The organism is Variovorax sp. MHTC-1, from assembly GCF_003984645.1.
Classification (GTDB): domain Bacteria; phylum Pseudomonadota; class Gammaproteobacteria; order Burkholderiales; family Burkholderiaceae_C; genus Variovorax.
Map to the genome: position 1 here is coordinate 18,745 of NZ_RWKI01000015.1, position 15,769 is coordinate 34,513.

Here is a 15,769-nt window from a genome sequence, read left to right on the forward strand (position 1 = left end):
GAAATCATGGAACAAGCTTCCACTGGCCCTTTTCCATGCGCACCACGACAACGGCGCGCTGGTCGGAGCCATAGCGGTTGTCGGGCTTGAAGTTGTAGACGCCGTGCGTGCCCACCAGCTCCTTGGTGCCGACGATCGCATCGCGCAGCGCCGTGCGGTAGGCCGGCGTGCCGGGCTCGCCCTTGGTGCGCGAAGCGGCGTCGGCCAGCAGCAGGTAGGCGTCGTAGGTGTAGGAGGAGAAGGCATCGGTAGGCACCACGCCGTGCGCCTTCTGGTAGGCGCTGCGGAAGTTCATCGACACCTTCTTGATCGGGTTGTCCGCAGCGAGCTGGTCGGCAACCAGCACCGGCCCGCTGGGCACCTGCAGGCCTTCGATCGATGCGCCGCCGACGCGCACGAAGTCGGCATTGATCAGGCCGTGCGTGCCGTAGATCTGGCCCTTGTAGCCGCGCTCGGCGAGTGCGAGATAGGGCAGCGCGCCCGGCGTACCGGAGTTGCCGGCGAACACCGCATCGGGGCGGCCCGAGATGATCTTCAGGACTTGGCCTGCCACCGATGAATCGCTGCGTGCGTAGCGTTCGTTGGCCACCACCTTGATGCCGGCGGCCTCCGCGCTTTTCACCAGCGAGTCGTAGGCCAGGTCGCCCAACGCGTCGGAGAAGCCGATGAAGGCCACCGTCTTCACGCCCGACTTCTTCATGCGCTCGACCACGCCCGCCACCATCAGCGGAAAGGGCTGCGAGACGGTCACGGTCCAGGCGCCCTCGGGGCCGGGGATGGTGACCGGCGTCGGCGAGATCAGCGGCGTGTTGAGCTCGCGCGCCACGGCCGCGATGGCCATTGCGCTGGGCACGCCCGAGGTGCCGATCAGCACGTCGACCTTGTCCTCCACCACCAACTTGCGCGCGTTGCGGCCGGCAGTGGTGGGGTCGGAGGCGTCATCGAGCACGATCAGCTCGACCTTGCGGCCGGCCAGCGTCGGATGCTCGGCAATGGCAGCGCGGATGCCCTTCTCGTAAGGGATGCCGAGCGCGGAAATCGGGCCGGACAGCGAGCTGATGAAACCGATCTTGAGGTCAGCGGCCGTGGCCTGCGCGGCCGCCAGGGCGATGGCCGTGAGGCCGGCAAGTTGAAGAAAGGTTCGCTTCATCTCAGTCATCCAATAGGGAAGTTCGTTCGGGGAACGCCGCGGGAACCGGCTTTGCCGGGCCGCTGGTGTTGCCCCCGGTGAGGGGGTTGGCGGCTACGCGAAGTGAGCAAGCCTGGGGGAGAGTCCTTTCACGGCACCAGCTTCCACTGGCCTTTTTCCAGCTTGACGACGACGCGCGAGCGCTCGTCCGAGCCGTAGCGGTTATCGGGCTTGAAGTTGTAGACGCTGTGCGTGCCGACCAGCTCCTTCGTGCTGACGATGGCATCGCGCAGCGCCACGCGGTAGGCCGGCGTTCCGGGCTCGCCCTTGGCGCGCTGCGCCGCGTCGAGGAAGAGCAGCCAGGCGTCGAAGGTGTACGCCGAGAAGGCATCGGTAGGCGGCGCGCCGTTGGCCTTCTGGTAGGCCGCGCGGAAGTCCATCGAGACCTTGCGGATCGGGTTGGAGTCCGGCAGCTGCTCGGCCACGATCACCGGGCCGGTGGGTGCCAGGAGGCCCTCGACCGAGGTGCCGCCGACGCGCACGAAGTCGGGGTTGATCAACGCATGCATGCCGTAGATCTGGCCCTTGTAGCCGCGCTCCGAGAGCGCGAGGTAGGGCAGCGCACCGGGCGTGCCCGAAGTACCGGTGATCACCGCATCGGGACGCAGCGCGACGATCTTCAGCACCTGGCCCGTGACCGAGGCATCGGCGCGCGCATAACGCTCGTTCGATACCACCTTGATGCCGGCCGGCTCGGCGCTCTTCGTCAGCGCGTCGTAGACCAGGTCGCCCCAGGCGTCGGAGAAGCCGATGTAGCCGACCGTCTTCACGCCCGACTTCTTCATGCGCTCGACCACCGCGCTCACCATCAGCGGCGCAGGCTGCGGCAAGGTGACCATCCAGGCGCCCTCCTCGCCGGGCAGGTTGGCGTTGGCGATCGAGATCAGCGGCGTCTTGGTTTCGCGCGCGACGGCAGCGATGGCCAGCGCGCCGGGCGAGCCGGCCGTGCCGATGATGACGTCGACCTTGTCCTCGTCGATCATCTTGCGCGCGTTGCGCGCCGCGGTGGACGGGTCCGACGCATCGTCGAGCTGCACCAGCTGGATCTTGCGCCCGCCCACTTCGGACTTGTAGGCCAGCGCGGCCTTCATGCCCTTCTCGTAGGGAATGCCCAGCGAAGACACCGGCCCCGAGAGCGAGGTGATGAAGCCGACCTTGTAGTCGGCAGCCCAGGCACTCGCGGCGCTCAGGGCGCCGACGCCGACGACGATGCCCGCCAGGGCGCGGATGGGGCTTGGAACTTTCATGACGATCCTCCAGGGGTTGAGCTGAGCCTTAACATGATTTATGAAATGTTTAGACCTAAACAATACTAGCGAGACGATGGTGCAATGACAAGGGAGACAACCAGAGGTTTTTGCGTTTGGCGCGCGATGCACCGCTACAGCGCGAGACTGCCCACACTGGTGCCGCCGCACACATAAAGAACCTGGCCGGTGACGAAGCTGCTGGCGGGGTCGACAAAAAAACGCACGGCCCGCGCCACGTCGGATGATTCGCCGAGGCGCTGCACCGGCACCGAGGCGGCGAGCTCGCGTTCCTTCTCGCTGCCGGCTTCCACCACGTCGTAGAACATGTCGGTGCGGATCGGCCCGGGCGCCACCACGTTCACCGTGATGCCGTCGGCCGCGAGCTCGAGCGCCCAGGTGCGCGCCATGCCCAGCATGCCGGCCTTGGTGGCCGAATAGTTCGTTCGCGTGGCCAGGCCGACCGCTGCGCGCGAGGACAACAGCACCACGCGGCCGAAGCGCTCGGCGCGCATCGCGGGCAGGGCCGCCTGCACCAGCTGGATCGCGCAGCCCAGGTGCAGTTCGACCAGCGCATCCAGGTCGTCGAGCTTCGCGTCCGCGAGCAGCGCGGGCCGGATCACGCCGGCGTTGTGCACCACGGTCCGCACCTCGAAGCGCTGCACCAGTTCGCGCGCGGCCTCGGCGGTGGCGGCGCGGTCCATCAGGTCGACCTCGATGTTGAACAACTTGGGATGGTCGATCTCGCACCGGCGCCTCGCCAGCGACACCACCTCGTAGCCCTGCGCGAGCAGGTCCGCGCAGATGGCCTTGCCGATGCCGGCACTGCCGCCGGTCACGGCGGCGACGGGATGCGTGAGGTTCATGGTGCTCTCCTGTTCTTGCCCCCTCTCCCGCCCCGCGGGAGAGGGTTGGGGTGAGGGTGAATGCCGCGCGAGGCACCCTCATCCCCCGCCTTCTCCCGCAAGCGGGAGAAGGAGCCTGACGCCCTCATGCGGCATCCCCCACCAGCGCCAGCACGCGCAGCGGGCTGCCGCTGCCCTTCTCGATCTTGAGCGGCGGGCAGATCAGCACCGCGCCGGCCGGCGGCAGCAGGTCGAGGTTGCTGAGGCACTGCAGCCCGTAGCGCCCGGCGCCGTGCATGTAGTAGTGGCACGGATAGGGCGGGCGCAGGTGGTAGCCCTGGCCGGCGTCGGTCCCGATGGCTTCCGAGCCGAAGCCCAGCACCTCGCGCTGCTCGACCAGGAAGCGCACGGCCTCCGTGCTCGGACCCGGGGTGTGCTGCCCGGTCTCGTCGAAGTTCTGGTACGCCTCGGGATCCTGGCGCTTCGACCAGTCGGTGCGCATCAGCGCCCAGGCGCCCTTCGGGATGCGGCCATGCTTCGCCTCGTAGCGCTCGATATCTTCCACCGTGAGCAGGTAGTCGGGATCGGCCGCCGATTGGCTGGAGCAGTCGATCACGCAGGCCGGCGCCACGAAGTGCTGCACCGGGATCGTGTCGACCGAGTTGTTCGGCAGGTCGCGGCCCGAGATCCAGTGGATCGGTGCATCGAAGTGCGTGCCGGTATGCTCGCCGCAGGAGAAGTTGTTCCAGTACCAGCCGGGCCCGCGCTCGTCGTACTTGGACACCTCCTCGATGCGGAAGGGCCAGCACTGGCCCATCTCGGGCGGCAGCGCGATCTGCGGGAACTCGGGCGAGAGCGTCTGAGTGAGGTCGATCACGCGGATGCGGCCCGTGGCCATCGCGCTCACGAGGCCGCCGAGGATCTCGGCGGTGGACATCAGTTCGGTGGTTGTCGTCATCTCATCCTCCAGCTGCGAGCTCGCGCTCCAGCACTTTGGGGTTGTCGCGCCAGCGCTCCAGCCATTCCTGCGCCACGTCGCCCGGGTACACGTCCTCGATGCCGTCGCGCAGCGCCTTGACGATCGCGTTGGCCAGCGCGCTCGGCGCCAGCTTGGGCGGCGGCATGTGCTGGTTCCATTCGTCGTCGATGGGCCCGGGGAACACATTCACCACGCGGATGCCGGCCGGCCGCATCTCGGCGCGCAGGCACTGCGCGAGCGAGTAGGCCGCGGCCTTGGACGCGCTGAAGGTGCCGTGCGGCGGAAAGTTGGACAGCGCATAGATCGACAGCAGGTTGACCCAGGCCGTCGCGCTGCTCACGCCGTCGGCCGAGCGCCCCTTGAGCGCCGGGCCGAACTCCTGCGCCAGCCGCAGCAGGCCGAAGTAGTTGATGTCCATCTCGGCCTTGGCGACATCGGTGCCGCGGCGCGCGCCGATGCCGAAGCTGCGGTGCACCTCGGCGTTGTTGATCACGATGTCGACCTTGCCGCCGATCTCGCCGGCCAGCTCGCTCACCGATCGGCCATTGGTCAGGTCCAGCGGCACCAGCGTGACTTGCGGCAGCGCCGTGATGTCCTCCAGGCCGCCCATCTTCTTCCACGGCTCGGCATGGCCGACCCAGACGATGTCGGCGCCGGCCTTCACCAGGGCGCGCACGATGGCCTGCCCCACCTCGGTCTTGCCGTCGGTGACCAGCGCCTTGCGGAACTTGGGGTCGCTGGTCATCTCGCGCAGCATCTTGTCGTCGGCCATATGGGCACTCCCTTCGTTCGGAAAACCAATGAGGACGGCCTGTCCTGCGCGGTCGAGCCGGGCGCCGACGCGCACGCGCGCCGGCGCCTCGCCCACTTCGCCGTGCAGGTGCACCATCAGCGTCGGGCCGGCATCGAGGTGCACCAGGCCCAGCCGCCAGGGCAGGCGCTCGCGGAAGAACAGGTCGTTGCTGTGATGCAGCGTGGTGCTGCTGATGAGCTCGCCTTCGCCGGTCTGCTCGCGCCAGTTCAGGCGCGGCGACAAACACTTGTGGCAGGCCTCGCGCGGCGGGTACTGCACCGTTGCGCAGTCTTCACAGGTCTGCAGCTCGAAGCGGCCCTCGGCCGCCGCGGCGGTGATGCCCAGCGCGACGCGGCCGCGGGAGCCCGGCGGCAGGTTCATCTGCCGCGTGCGCAGGACCGGGTTCTTGCGCTTCGGGCGCATCAAGGGCATCGTCATCGCGCCTCCACAGGGCCGCCCCAAGGCAGGCGCGTGGCCTCCTTGGGCGAAAGTGCAGCCGCGCAGCGGCAAACGTGGGGGCTCATCATGCAGGTCTCCCCAAGATGACGGCACCGGTGCAGAGGCAGCGGTCATAGGTCACCATGCCGAAGCCTGCGACCAGGCCGAGCTGCGCGTCGGGCACGGTGCGCGGCCCGGCCGCATCGGTCAGTTGCCGGATCGCTTCCACCATGCCGAGGAAGCCGCCTGCCGCACCAGCCTGCCCGGCCGACAGCTGGCCGCCGCTGGTGTTGTTGGGAAAGCTGCCGTCGAAGCTCATGCTGTTCGCGCGCACGAAGTCCGGGCCCTCGCCCTTCTCGCAAAAACCCAGGTCCTCGAACTGCATCATCACGATGACCGGATAGTCGTCGTAGGTCTGCACGAAGTCGAGCGCGGCGGGCTTCACGCCGGCCTGCGCATAGAGATCGTCGCGGTCCATGCGCCAGCCGCCCTGCACCATCACCGGGTCGTCGGCGAAGGCGTTGTGCCGCTCGATCGCGCCGCGGATGACGGCGTGCGCCAGACCCAGGTCGCGTGCGCGCTGTTCGCTCATCACGAGAAAGGCCTCGGCGCCCGCGCAGGGCATGACGCAATCGAACAGGTGGATCGGATCGGAGATCGGCCGCGCCGCCATGTACTCGTCGAGCGTGAGCGGCTTCTTGAACATCGCGTGCGGATTGCCCAGCGCGTTGGTGCGCTGGTCCACCGCGATGCGGCCGAAGTCCTCGCGCGTCGCGCCGAAGGTACGCATGTAGTTGGCCGTGATCATCGCGAAGATGGAGTTCGGCCCGCCCGAGCCGTAGGGATAGCTCGCATCGCGCGCGAAATTGCTGAAGCTGCCCAGCGTCTGGCGGAAGGAGTCGACGTGGTTGGTGTCGGCGCCGACGCAGGCCACGATCTCGGCATCGCCGGCCTGCACGGCACGCGCAGCGCGGCGCAAGCACATCACGCCGGAAGCGCCGCCGGTGGGCACGTGGTCCAGCCAGCGCGGCGACAGGCCGAGGTGCTGCGTCACACCCACCGCCGTGTCCGGCGCCAGCGAGAAGCTGCTGAGGCACAGCCCGTCGATCTGTTCCTTCGGCACGCCGCTGGCCTGGACCAGCGCTTCGAGCGCCTGGCCGATGAACCAGTGCGCGGTGCGCGTCGAGTAGCGCACGTAAGGCACCGTGATGGGAACGGCCACCGCGACGCCTTCGTAGGACTGCCGGCGCTTCATGCTTGCCTCTTCTTCATCGCGCGGGTGTCGATGCAATGGCCTTGCCCCGGCAGTGCCTGCGCCAGTTCGCGCAGCTGCCCGCGCTGGATCTTCTGCGAAGCGGTAAGCGGCAGCGCATCGACGAAGGCGACGTAGCCCGGCGCCTTGTAGTAGGCCAGCTGCGCCAGCGCATGCTCGACGATGCTGGCGGCGATCTGCGCGTGCTGCGACGCGTCGAGCGCCTCGCGCACCACGATGCAGGCCAGCACCTCGTCGCCGCGCACCGCATCGGGCGTGGCGGCCACGGCCGAGGTCTTCACGGCCGGGTGCTGGTTGAGCACGCTCTCGACCTCGACGGCCGAGATGTTCTCGCCGCTGCGGCGGATCACGTTCTTTTTGCGATCGACGAAGAAGAAGTTGCCGGTCGCGTCGCGCCGCACCAGATCGCCGGTGTGGAACCAGCCGCCGGCCCAGGCTTCGCGCGTGGCTTCCTCGTCCTTCAAGTAGCCGGAGAAGAAGTAGCGCCGCGGGTCGTCGCCGGCGGAGCGCACCAGCAGTTCGCCCGGCGCGTCGCCAGTCACCTCCTGGCCTTCGTCGTCGACCAGGCGGATCTCGACGTGGTCCTGCTGGCGCCCGAAGCAGCTCGTGCCCACCAGGCGCGGCTCGCGATTCGCCATCACGCAGGCGGCCGCGCCGGTCTCGGTCATGGCCCAGGCCTCGACCAACGGAAAGCAGAAGCGGGCCTCGAAGGGCGCATGGTTCTTGCGGTCGACGCCGGCGCCGAAGCCCCAGCGAATCGCATGGTCCTTGTCGGCCGCCGACGGGGCGGCCGCGAGCAGCATGGCCGGCATCACGCCCAGGTAGTGCGCGATGGTGGCGCCGCTTTCGCGCGCGCTTTGCAGCCAGGTCTTCGGGTGGAAGCGATCGAGCTGCACCAGGCAGCCGCCTGCCACCAGCACCACCATGGTCGAGAAGGCCATCGCGTTCATGTGGTTGAGCGGCAGCGGCGTGATAACGCGCTCGGCATCGCAGCGCATGCTGCACACGCCGTCGAGCGCGGCATACCACTCGCCGGCCCGCAGGAAATAGGCGTTGCTCAGCATGCAGCCCTTGGGCCGGCCGGTGGTGCCCGAGGTGTAGAGCAGGCCGCATTCGGTGCCGGTGCCGATCGCTTCGCCGGCACGCGGCGCGGCGACCTGCGCGGGTGGCACTTCGTCATCGGGGCCCATGGTCGAGAAGGCGATGCCGGCCTGCGCCGCCGCGGTGCGCAGATCGGCCGCGCGCTCGGGCAGGGTCACGGCCAGGCCGATCTCGCTGTGGCCGATCAGGTAGACCAGTTCGGCCGAACGCATCTCGGCATTGATCGGCACCACGCTCACGCCCAGCGCGTTGAGCGCGAACCAGTGGAACAGAAAAGCCGGCCGGTTCTCCAGCAGAAGGCCGACCCGGTGGCCATGGCCGTAGCCGGCTTGCGCATAGGCCGTGCGCAAGCGCTCGACCTCTGCAGCAGCTTCGCCCCACCGAATGGCACCGGCTGCGATGCCGTAGGCGCGGGCGGTCACCGACTCGGTGAACAGGAACTCGGCCGCGGGCGTGCGCGCCGCGGTGGCCGTGAAGAGGTCGTGGACGGTGGCGTGCATCGCGCCCCTAGATGAAGAGCTGCACGGCCGGCAGGGCGGCGTCGCAGTTGAGCAGGTTGACACGCTTGCGCGTCATGCGCAGCGCGCCATCCACCAGCGTCAGGTGATGAAAGAAGGTGCCGACGTAGAACTGCAGCTCGTCGCCCTGCGACTCGGTGTAGTGGAACTCGGTGCGCACGATGAAGCGATTGCCGGCTTCGTCGAACTCCTCGACCGTGGGCGTCTGCAGCAGGTGATGGCAACGGCTCGGCGGCTGCTGCGAGAAGGCGCGCGGGCTCTTGAGACGCTCGACGCGCAGATCGCGCAAGAGCTTGTCCTCGTAGAGGTGCGAGGTGTGGTTGATGCCGTCTTCCTGGTCGGGGACGAGCGGCACCCAGTAGAAGGCGTCGTCGGTGAAGAGCGCGTTCCACTCCTCATAGCGCTTGGCGTCGAGCAGGCGGCACTCGTTCACCACGAAGTCGATCAGATCTTGATGAATGATTGCACTCATATCAGTCGCTCCGATCGCGGCGGCTGTTCATTCGGGAAACACCCCGGAACCGGCTTTGCCGGGCCGCTGTTGGTGCCCCCGGTGAGGGGGAAGGCGCGCGCGACACGAAGTGCGCGGAGAGACTGGGGGAGGTCCATTTCTACATGGTCTCCGTCATGTAGCGCGCCCAGCTGCGGTACTGATTGCGCATCGGCAGCTCGTTGGTTCCGCCTGTCGTGATCTCCCCGCCGGCCAGCTCGGCCGGGTCGTAGTTGCGGTGCAGGCTGACCCACTCGTTGCCGCTTGCATGCAGCCCGGCCTGGATGCCGCGGTAGGCCTGGAGGTCGTCATGGCCCACCACCGAGAAGGGCGAATTGATGAGCCGGTTGTACATGGTGGTGCGCGCAAGCAGCTCGGGCGGCGCGCCTTTCAGGCGGAAGGTCCAGCTTTCGATCAAGGTCTTGTCGACCGCGATCGGCTTCACCACGCGGATCGCCTGGATCGCGCCCTTGATCGTAAGGTTTGGGTAGTACACGGTGTTGTGGCGCGCCATGCCGAGGATCTGCGCGGTGCGCTCCTCGCCGTACCTTGCCTTCATCGCCTCGTCGTAGGCGGGAATCGCCTTGTACTTGCTGTGGATGCTGAAGTGCACGCCCGTGAAGCTGTGGCCGTTGTCGTAGGTGCGGATGCCCATGTCCTCGAAGAACTTGTAGTCCGACATGAAAGGCACGAACTGCTCGACAGCCATCGGCTTGGGCTCGTCCTCCGGCTTGTCGGCCCACATGCGCTTGGCGGTGCCGGCCGAGGACTCGTGCGCCACCATCGGATGCATGGTGTCGTTCAGGTTCTCGACGAACATCTTCCAGTTGCACTGGTGCATGAAGCGCAGGCAGCCGCCGGCGATCTCGAGCTCGCCCTCGGGCGAACGGTCGGCCATGTTGTCGATGGAGCTCAGCGAGTCGCCGAAGTACTCCTCGAAGCCGGGCCCCACGTCGTTGATCTTGACGAAGATGAAGCCGCGGTAGCTGCGCACGTTCCGGAGGGTCGTCAGGCCCTTGGCCGATTCGCATTCGTGCAGCTGCGTGCCCTCGTAGCCGTTCTTGAGCGGGATCGCGAGCAGCGAGCCGTCGGTCTTGAAGGTCCAGGCGTGGTAGGGGCAGCGGAAGAACTTGCCCGTATTGCCGCAGGGCGCGGTCACGAGACGCGAGCCCTTGTGGGCGCAGCGGTTCATCATCGCGCGCACCGAGCCGTCGGCATGGCGCACGATGATCAGCGGCCGGCCGGCGATCTCGTTGCTGATCCAGTCGCCGGGCTTGGGGAGCTGGCTTTCGTGCCCGGCATAGTTCCAGGTGTTGGCGAAGAAGTGCTCCTGCTCCAGCTCGAAGATTTCCTGGCTGGTGTAGAGGTCGCGGTGCACGCGGTCGGGCTGCACCAGCGCGCGCACGGCATCGGGGTTGTCTCGGTAGGAAGCCATGTTCTTCTTGCTCCTTCAGATGTCCAGCACCAGCCGCGGCCCCTTGGCGCGCGAGATGCAGATCTGCATGACGTTGCCCTCGGCCTTCTCGCGCGCGCTCAGCACGTAGTCGCGATGGTCGATCTCGCCTTCGAGCACAGCCGTCGTGCAGACGCCGCATTCGCCGCGCTTGCAGTCGAACATCGGGTCGCAGCCGTGCTCGATCAGGCAGTCGAGGATGCTCTGATCGGCCGGAACCGTAAAGCGCTGTCCCGATTGCGCCAGTTCCACCTCGAAAGCCTGGTCGCCCTCTTCGACCACCGGCGTGGTGAAGAGTTCGAAGTGCACGCGGTCGTGTTCCCAGCCACGGGCCTGGGTGCGAGCCAGCACGGCATCGAGCATCACCTTGGGTCCGCAGACGTAGAGGCGGTCGCCGGCCGGGCAGTCGTCGAGCACGGCATCGATGTCGAGCGGCGCGCCGGCGTCGACGTCGGCGTGGACGCGAAGGTCGTCGCCAAGCAAGGCCTGCAGCTCGGGCAGGAAGGCCATCAGCTCGCGGCTGCGCCCTGCGTAGTGCATGCGCACGGGCGCGTCTTCGGCCCGGCGGCGTGCGGCCATGCTGGCGAGCGGCGTGACGCCGATGCCGCCGGCGACCAGCACCGTGCCGCCGGGGCCGGTGTGCAGCGGGAAGTCGTTCTTCGGCGCTTCGATGCTGAGGAGATCGCCCTCCTTCACGCGCTCGTGCATGAAGCGCGAGCCGCCGCGGCCCTCGTCTTCCCTGCGCACAGCGATCCGGTACTCGGCGGGCGCGTTGGTGGCGTTGCGCGCGGTCGCGAAGTTGATGAGCGAGTAGTGGCGCCAGTCCTGCTTGCCGTCGGGCAGCTGCACCTGGACGCGGATGTGGGCGCCGGCGGCGTAGCCCGGCAGTTCGCGGCCGTCATCGGCGCGAAGGCGCAGCATCCGGATCAGCGGATTCAGTTCGCGCGCTTCGACGACGCGCAGTTGGAGGGTGGCGGTCATGATGTTGTTCGCATCCCTTGATCAGGCCAGTGCGTGCTGCGCCAGCGAGGCGCGCAGCTTGTGGCCATGTTCATCGGCCAGCGCGGCGTCGCGCAGTTCGCGCAAGGTGGCCGGCGCGAGCCCTGCGCCGGCGCGCTGGAAGGCGGCCATCACCGTGTCGTAGTTGCGCAGGCCGCGCTCGTGCGTGTCGCTGTAGCCCTTGACCAGGCGCTGGCACTGCGCGACTTCGACCGCGAGTTCGGGATGGCTCGCCGCGGTGGCGGCGATGCGCTGCAGCCATTCCTCGATGCGGCGGTTCTCCTCGGCATAGCGCAGCGTGGACCGGCGCCAGCGCTTCATCGCGGCAACGGTGCGCAGCATCAGGTAGCCGTGCAGCGAGCTGGTCTGGATCACGCGGCCCTTTCGCGTGAGCCGTTCCACCAGCCGGCGCGGGAGGCTCGAATTCATCAGCCAGCCTCCGATGCCGGCGGGCAGCGTTTCGCAGATTTCCTGCAGGCGCGGATGCATGTACTCGTTGATCGCGAGCACTTGCCCGTCCTTCACGCCGGCCTCGCCGCGCACGCGCTCGAAGCGCGAGTCACGGGTCTTGAGCGCGGCGACGCGGGCCGTGTCTTCGTAGGACATCCACAGCGCCAGGTGGCGTGCGGTCTCGCGCAGCAGGCGGTGCTCGTCCCGGCTCGGCAGCGCGGCGATCGCGGCCGCGCGGTCGAGGTAGAGGTCGGCGTAGGCCAGGTCCTGGTAGTCGATGAGCCGGCGCACGCCTTCCAGCAGCACCGGATGCACCGCGGCGGGGAAGTCGCGTTGCACGCGCTCGACCAGCGCGCGCACGGCCGGGTGCTTCGGCTGCGGCGCCGCGGCGGGCAGCGCCATCGGCGCCTCTTCCACCGCTGCACCTTGCGCGCGCATGAAGGCGGCGCCGAAGGCCTTGAGGCTGGGCTTGACGCCGAGGCCGCCGCGCTCGATGGTGGCCTCGAACTGCGCGCGGCTGAAGGGCAGCACGCCGGCGCCGGCCAGCGCCCCGAACAGCACCGCGCTGATCACGCTGCCCGCGTCTTCGGCGGCTTGCGCCATGTCGAAACGGATGAAGCGCTTGGCGGCCTTGTCCGCATGCGCGAGCAGCTCGGCGCTGTCGACGCGCCCGTCGCCCATCGCGCTCTTCTCGGCGATCGAATAGACGCGGTGCGTCGATGCGACCAGCGTGGTGCGCTCGCGCGTGACCAGCCCGCGCTGCACCGCGCGGCCGGCTTCCATCAGCTCCGAAGCCAGCACCACATCGACATCGCCCGGCAGCGGCATCAGCGCCAGCACCGGCCGGCCGCCGTCGGCCTGGGCCTGCGCCTCGGGATAGAGCTCGACGTAATAGATGGTGGCGCCGGTGCGCTGGGCCACGCCAGGCACCGAGGTGGTCTGCGCGACGTAGCCGTTGGCCTCGCCCATATCGACGATCCAGTCGGCCAGCACGCCGCCGCCCTCGCCGCCCATGGCGAGGATTGCGATCTTGATCGGTTGGGTCATTGCTCGCCCCCAGGCTTGCTCGCTTCGTGTAGCCGCCAACCCCCTACCGGGGGCGATACCAGCGGACCGGCGAAGCCGGTTCCGCGGTATCCCTGGACTTGTAACGCTGCGTCGTTGTGTCGCATAGCGAGATTCATTCAGAAGGCGTACTCGGCGCGGCGCTTGGCCTCGCCACGCTGGAGCCAGCCGATCACGCCGCTGCGCACGCGTTCGCGCAAGCGGTCCCAGCTGTTCGGGTTGCTGACGATCTGCGCCTTGTAGAACGACGGGCAGAGTACCGCGGCATGCGAGACATCGCCGCAGTTGCCGCAGCCGACGCAGCTCTCGAGCACGGTCGCGACCGGGTCGGTGCGCAGCGGATCGGGATTGGCCTTGATCGACAGCGAGGGACAGCCCGACAGGCGGATGCACGAGTGGTCGCCGGTGCAGGTGTCGGCGTCGACGCCGAACTTGTCGCGCACCATGCGCTTGCCCTCGGCGATCGCCTTGCGCACCAGCGGCTTCTCGCGCCGCTGCTTGTTGAGCATGCATTCGGACTGCGCGATCAGGACTTTGGGGCCCTTCTCCTTGGTGGTCAGCGCCTCCTTGAGCGCATCGCGCATGCCGGCCACGTCGTAGGTGCGGCGGATCGTCCGCACCCACTTCACGCCCACGCCGCGCACCGCGCGCTCGATCTCGTGGCCGGTGCTGCGCGTCGCATTGTGCGCAGTGGACGACAGGATGTCCTGGCCGCCCGTGGCCGAGGTGTAGTTGTTGTCGACCACGATGGTCAGGTTGTCGCTCTTGTTGAAGACCGCGTTGGCGACGCCGCTGGTGAGGCCGTTGTGCCAAAAGCCGCCGTCGCCCATCATCGAGATCGCGCGCCTGCCAGCGGGTGCATTGAGCGCCGCGGCGCCGGCGCCGCCCAGGCCATAGCCCATGGTGGTGTTGCCGATGTTGAAGGGCGGCAGGATCGAGAACAGGTGGCAGCCGATATCGGCGCTGACGTGATGCGGGCCGAGCTCGCGCTCCACCAGCTTCATCGCGCTGAAGATCGGGCGCTCCGGGCAGCCGGTGCAGAAACCCGGCGGGCGTGCATGCACGTTTTCGTCCAGCGGCAAGGCAGGCTCCGGCGCGCCATCGACACCGACGTCGGCGACCTCGATCAGCGGGATCACCTTGCGCACCGGCGCAGGCACCGGCAACGGCTGCAGCCGGCCGTAGCGCTCGCCGAAGCTGCGCGCGCCCTTCAGCAGTTCGGCGGCGGTGTATTCGCCGGCCACCGGCAGCATGTCCTTGCCGTGCAGCGCCGTGGTCGAGCCGGCCTGGCGCAGGATGGCCGCGAGGTTCTGCTCGACGAAGTTGGGCTGGCCTTCTTCGACGATCAGGACCGCGCGCTTGCCTTCGCAGAAGCGCAGCACCTCGCTCTCGATGACCGGATAGGCCACGTTCATCACGTAGAGCGGCACCTCGCTGTTGCCGTAGACGTCGGCCAGGCCCAGGCGCTCGAGCGCGCGCAGCAAGGTGTTGTAGCTGCCGCCCTGCACGATGATGCCGATGTCGTCGGCGTCTTCCGAGAAGAACTCGTTGAGCTTGTGGTCCTCGATGAAGCGCACGGCGGCGGGCCAGCGGTCCTTCACCTTTTCCTGCTCGTGCAAGAAGCTGGCCGGCGGCAGCACGATGCGGCTGACGTCGCGCTGCGGGTTCTCGAGCGCGTCCTTGATCGTGAAGGCGGGCCGCCGGTTGGCGCCGGCCACGAACTGCCCGTGCACGTGACAGGCGCGGATGCGCAGCTGCAGCATCACCGGCGTGCGGCTGGCCTCCGAAAGCTCGAAGCCCTTTTTCACGGCATCGACGATCGAGGGCAGATTGGGCCGCGGATCGAGCAGCCAGATCTGCGACTTCATCGCAAAGGCGTGGCTGCGCTCCTGCATGATCGAGGAGCCTTCGCCGTAGTCTTCGCCCACGATGACCAGCGCGCCGCCGGTCACGCCGCCCGAAGCCAGGTTGGCCAGCGCGTCGGAGGCCACGTTCGTGCCTACCGTCGCCTTGAAGGTCACGGCGCCGCGCAGCGGATAGTTGACCGAGGCGGCCAGCGTGGCGGCGGCCGTGGCCTCGCTGGCGCTGTTCTCGAAGCGGATGCCCTGCTCGGCCAGGATGTCCTGGGCGTCGGCCAGCACGTCCATCAGGTGCGAAATGGGCGCGCCCTGGTAGCCGGCGACATAGGAAACACCCGATTCGAGCAGCGCCTTGGTGACGGCCAGAATGCCTTCGCCCCGGAACAGCTCCCCCTCCGAAAGTCGGAGCTTCTTGACCTCCTCGACGAACGATCGTTCAGCCATGATGTGCCTTGTTCCTCATGACGGCATTGGCCGCCTCATCGTGCAGCCCATATAATGTTTACAAGTGAATGTATCCACAATCATGAATTACCCTAGACATGCAAGCTGCGTGCCCGACACTGCACCGGGGGCCGTTCATGGCAACAAAGGCCGCTAAGCCGCCGCGCTTCGTCGACGACTACCTGCCGGCGCTGCTGGCGCAGGCCAGCCAGCTGATCTCCTCGGAGTTCCATGCGGTGGCGCGCCAGCACGGCTTCTCCGTCTCCGAGTGGCGGGTGATGGCCTCGCTGGCCGGCGGCGAGCCGATCAGCATCGGGCAGCTGGCGCAGGTCACGGTGACCAAACAGCCGACGGTGACGCGCCTGCTGGACCGCATGGAATCCAAGGGCCAGGTCGAGCGCCTGCCCCATGACAGTGATCGCCGCGTCACGCTGGTGCGCATCACGCGCAAGGGCGCCAAGACGGTGGAGCACCTGATGGAGCTCGCCAGAGAGCACGAACTTCGGGTGCTGGAGCCCTTCGGCCTGCTGCGCGCGGAAGAGCTCAAGACCACCCTGCGACAGATGATCGAGCTGCACGCGCACGTGGCCCTGGAGACGGATACGGACGAGAGCGAGGAGTGAACT

The 15,769-nt window shown here is 68.0% G+C and carries 13 protein-coding genes; 1 reads left to right on the plus strand and 12 read right to left on the minus strand.

From position 1 onward, the window contains the following. Window positions 1-4 precede the first annotated feature (4 nt). The 12 genes from EJI01_RS21040 to EJI01_RS21095 all read right to left on the minus strand — a co-directional run bounded on the left by EJI01_RS21040 (window position 5) and on the right by EJI01_RS21095 (window position 15,143). Window positions 5-1,150 (minus strand): ABC transporter substrate-binding protein, encoded by a 1,146-nt coding sequence (locus EJI01_RS21040; RefSeq protein ID WP_126839076.1) that lies wholly within the window; start codon window positions 1,148-1,150, stop codon window positions 5-7. A gap of 128 nt (window positions 1,151-1,278) precedes the next feature. After that, window positions 1,279-2,436 carry an ABC transporter substrate-binding protein gene (locus EJI01_RS21045; RefSeq protein ID WP_126839077.1) on the minus strand — a complete coding sequence of 386 codons (1,158 nt, stop codon included), beginning with the start codon at window positions 2,434-2,436 and terminating at the stop codon, window positions 1,279-1,281. Window positions 2,437-2,570: 134 nt separating this feature from the next. Beyond that, a complete protein-coding gene (locus tag EJI01_RS21050; RefSeq protein ID WP_126839078.1) occupies window positions 2,571-3,302 on the minus strand; it encodes an SDR family oxidoreductase in 732 nt (243 codons plus the stop codon). Window positions 3,303-3,426: 124 nt separating this feature from the next. Beyond that, window positions 3,427-4,239: a cyclase family protein gene (locus tag EJI01_RS21055; protein WP_126839079.1), complete on the minus strand. Its 813-nt coding sequence runs from the start codon at window positions 4,237-4,239 to the stop codon at window positions 3,427-3,429. Between the two features lies 1 nt (window position 4,240). Beyond that, window positions 4,241-5,491 carry an SDR family NAD(P)-dependent oxidoreductase gene (locus EJI01_RS21060; RefSeq protein WP_126839080.1) on the minus strand — a complete coding sequence of 417 codons (1,251 nt, stop codon included), beginning with the start codon at window positions 5,489-5,491 and terminating at the stop codon, window positions 4,241-4,243. Window positions 5,492-5,576: 85 nt separating this feature from the next. Beyond that, on the minus strand, window positions 5,577-6,746 hold the full coding sequence (locus EJI01_RS21065) for a thiolase family protein (protein WP_126839081.1): 1,170 nt from the start codon (window positions 6,744-6,746) through the stop codon (window positions 5,577-5,579). Next, entirely contained in the window at window positions 6,743-8,365 is a 1,623-nt protein-coding gene (locus EJI01_RS21070; RefSeq protein ID WP_126839082.1) for an AMP-binding protein, read from the minus strand. The genes EJI01_RS21065 and EJI01_RS21070 overlap by 4 nt, the downstream gene beginning before the upstream one ends. A 7-nt stretch (window positions 8,366-8,372) precedes the next feature. Continuing rightward, window positions 8,373-8,855: an aromatic-ring-hydroxylating dioxygenase subunit beta gene (locus tag EJI01_RS21075; protein ID WP_126839083.1), complete on the minus strand. Its 483-nt coding sequence runs from the start codon at window positions 8,853-8,855 to the stop codon at window positions 8,373-8,375. 139 nt (window positions 8,856-8,994) lie between these two features. Beyond that, complete coding sequence (locus tag EJI01_RS21080) at window positions 8,995-10,308, minus strand: aromatic ring-hydroxylating dioxygenase subunit alpha (protein WP_126839084.1); 1,314 nt, start codon at window positions 10,306-10,308, stop codon at window positions 8,995-8,997. 15 nt (window positions 10,309-10,323) lie between these two features. Then, window positions 10,324-11,307, minus strand: a complete 984-nt coding sequence (locus EJI01_RS21085; protein ID WP_126839085.1) for a PDR/VanB family oxidoreductase — start codon at window positions 11,305-11,307, stop codon at window positions 10,324-10,326. A 21-nt stretch (window positions 11,308-11,328) separates the two neighbouring features. Beyond that, the gene (locus EJI01_RS21090) at window positions 11,329-12,822 is read right to left on the minus strand and encodes an indolepyruvate oxidoreductase subunit beta family protein (RefSeq protein ID WP_126839086.1); all 1,494 of its coding nucleotides are present in this window, start codon (window positions 12,820-12,822) and stop codon (window positions 11,329-11,331) included. Between the two features lie 137 nt (window positions 12,823-12,959). Beyond that, window positions 12,960-15,143 carry an indolepyruvate ferredoxin oxidoreductase subunit alpha gene (locus EJI01_RS21095; protein ID WP_126839087.1) on the minus strand — a complete coding sequence of 728 codons (2,184 nt, stop codon included), beginning with the start codon at window positions 15,141-15,143 and terminating at the stop codon, window positions 12,960-12,962. Window positions 15,144-15,280: 137 nt separating this feature from the next. Between EJI01_RS21095 and EJI01_RS21100 the strand changes: the two genes are divergently transcribed. Then, window positions 15,281-15,766, plus strand: a complete 486-nt coding sequence (locus EJI01_RS21100; RefSeq protein WP_126839088.1) for a MarR family winged helix-turn-helix transcriptional regulator — start codon at window positions 15,281-15,283, stop codon at window positions 15,764-15,766. Window positions 15,767-15,769: the final 3 nt, after the last annotated feature.

Bases quoted from the DNA above. Each gene is read 5' to 3' on its own strand.
- EJI01_RS21040 (WP_126839076.1), bottom strand. From the start codon at position 1,150: ATGAAGCGAACCTTTCTTCAACTTGCCGGCCTCACGGCCATCGCCCTG.
- EJI01_RS21045 (WP_126839077.1), bottom strand. From the start codon at position 2,436: ATGAAAGTTCCAAGCCCCATCCGCGCCCTGGCGGGCATCGTCGTCGGC.
- EJI01_RS21050 (WP_126839078.1), bottom strand. From the start codon at position 3,302: ATGAACCTCACGCATCCCGTCGCCGCCGTGACCGGCGGCAGTGCCGGC.
- EJI01_RS21055 (WP_126839079.1), bottom strand. From the start codon at position 4,239: ATGACGACAACCACCGAACTGATGTCCACCGCCGAGATCCTCGGCGGC.
- EJI01_RS21060 (WP_126839080.1), bottom strand. From the start codon at position 5,491: ATGACGATGCCCTTGATGCGCCCGAAGCGCAAGAACCCGGTCCTGCGC.
- EJI01_RS21065 (WP_126839081.1), bottom strand. From the start codon at position 6,746: ATGAAGCGCCGGCAGTCCTACGAAGGCGTCGCGGTGGCCGTTCCCATC.
- EJI01_RS21070 (WP_126839082.1), bottom strand. From the start codon at position 8,365: ATGCACGCCACCGTCCACGACCTCTTCACGGCCACCGCGGCGCGCACG.
- EJI01_RS21075 (WP_126839083.1), bottom strand. From the start codon at position 8,855: ATGAGTGCAATCATTCATCAAGATCTGATCGACTTCGTGGTGAACGAG.
- EJI01_RS21080 (WP_126839084.1), bottom strand. From the start codon at position 10,308: ATGGCTTCCTACCGAGACAACCCCGATGCCGTGCGCGCGCTGGTGCAG.
- EJI01_RS21085 (WP_126839085.1), bottom strand. From the start codon at position 11,307: ATGACCGCCACCCTCCAACTGCGCGTCGTCGAAGCGCGCGAACTGAAT.
- EJI01_RS21090 (WP_126839086.1), bottom strand. From the start codon at position 12,822: ATGACCCAACCGATCAAGATCGCAATCCTCGCCATGGGCGGCGAGGGC.
- EJI01_RS21095 (WP_126839087.1), bottom strand. From the start codon at position 15,143: ATGGCTGAACGATCGTTCGTCGAGGAGGTCAAGAAGCTCCGACTTTCG.
- EJI01_RS21100 (WP_126839088.1), top strand. From the start codon at position 15,281: ATGGCAACAAAGGCCGCTAAGCCGCCGCGCTTCGTCGACGACTACCTG.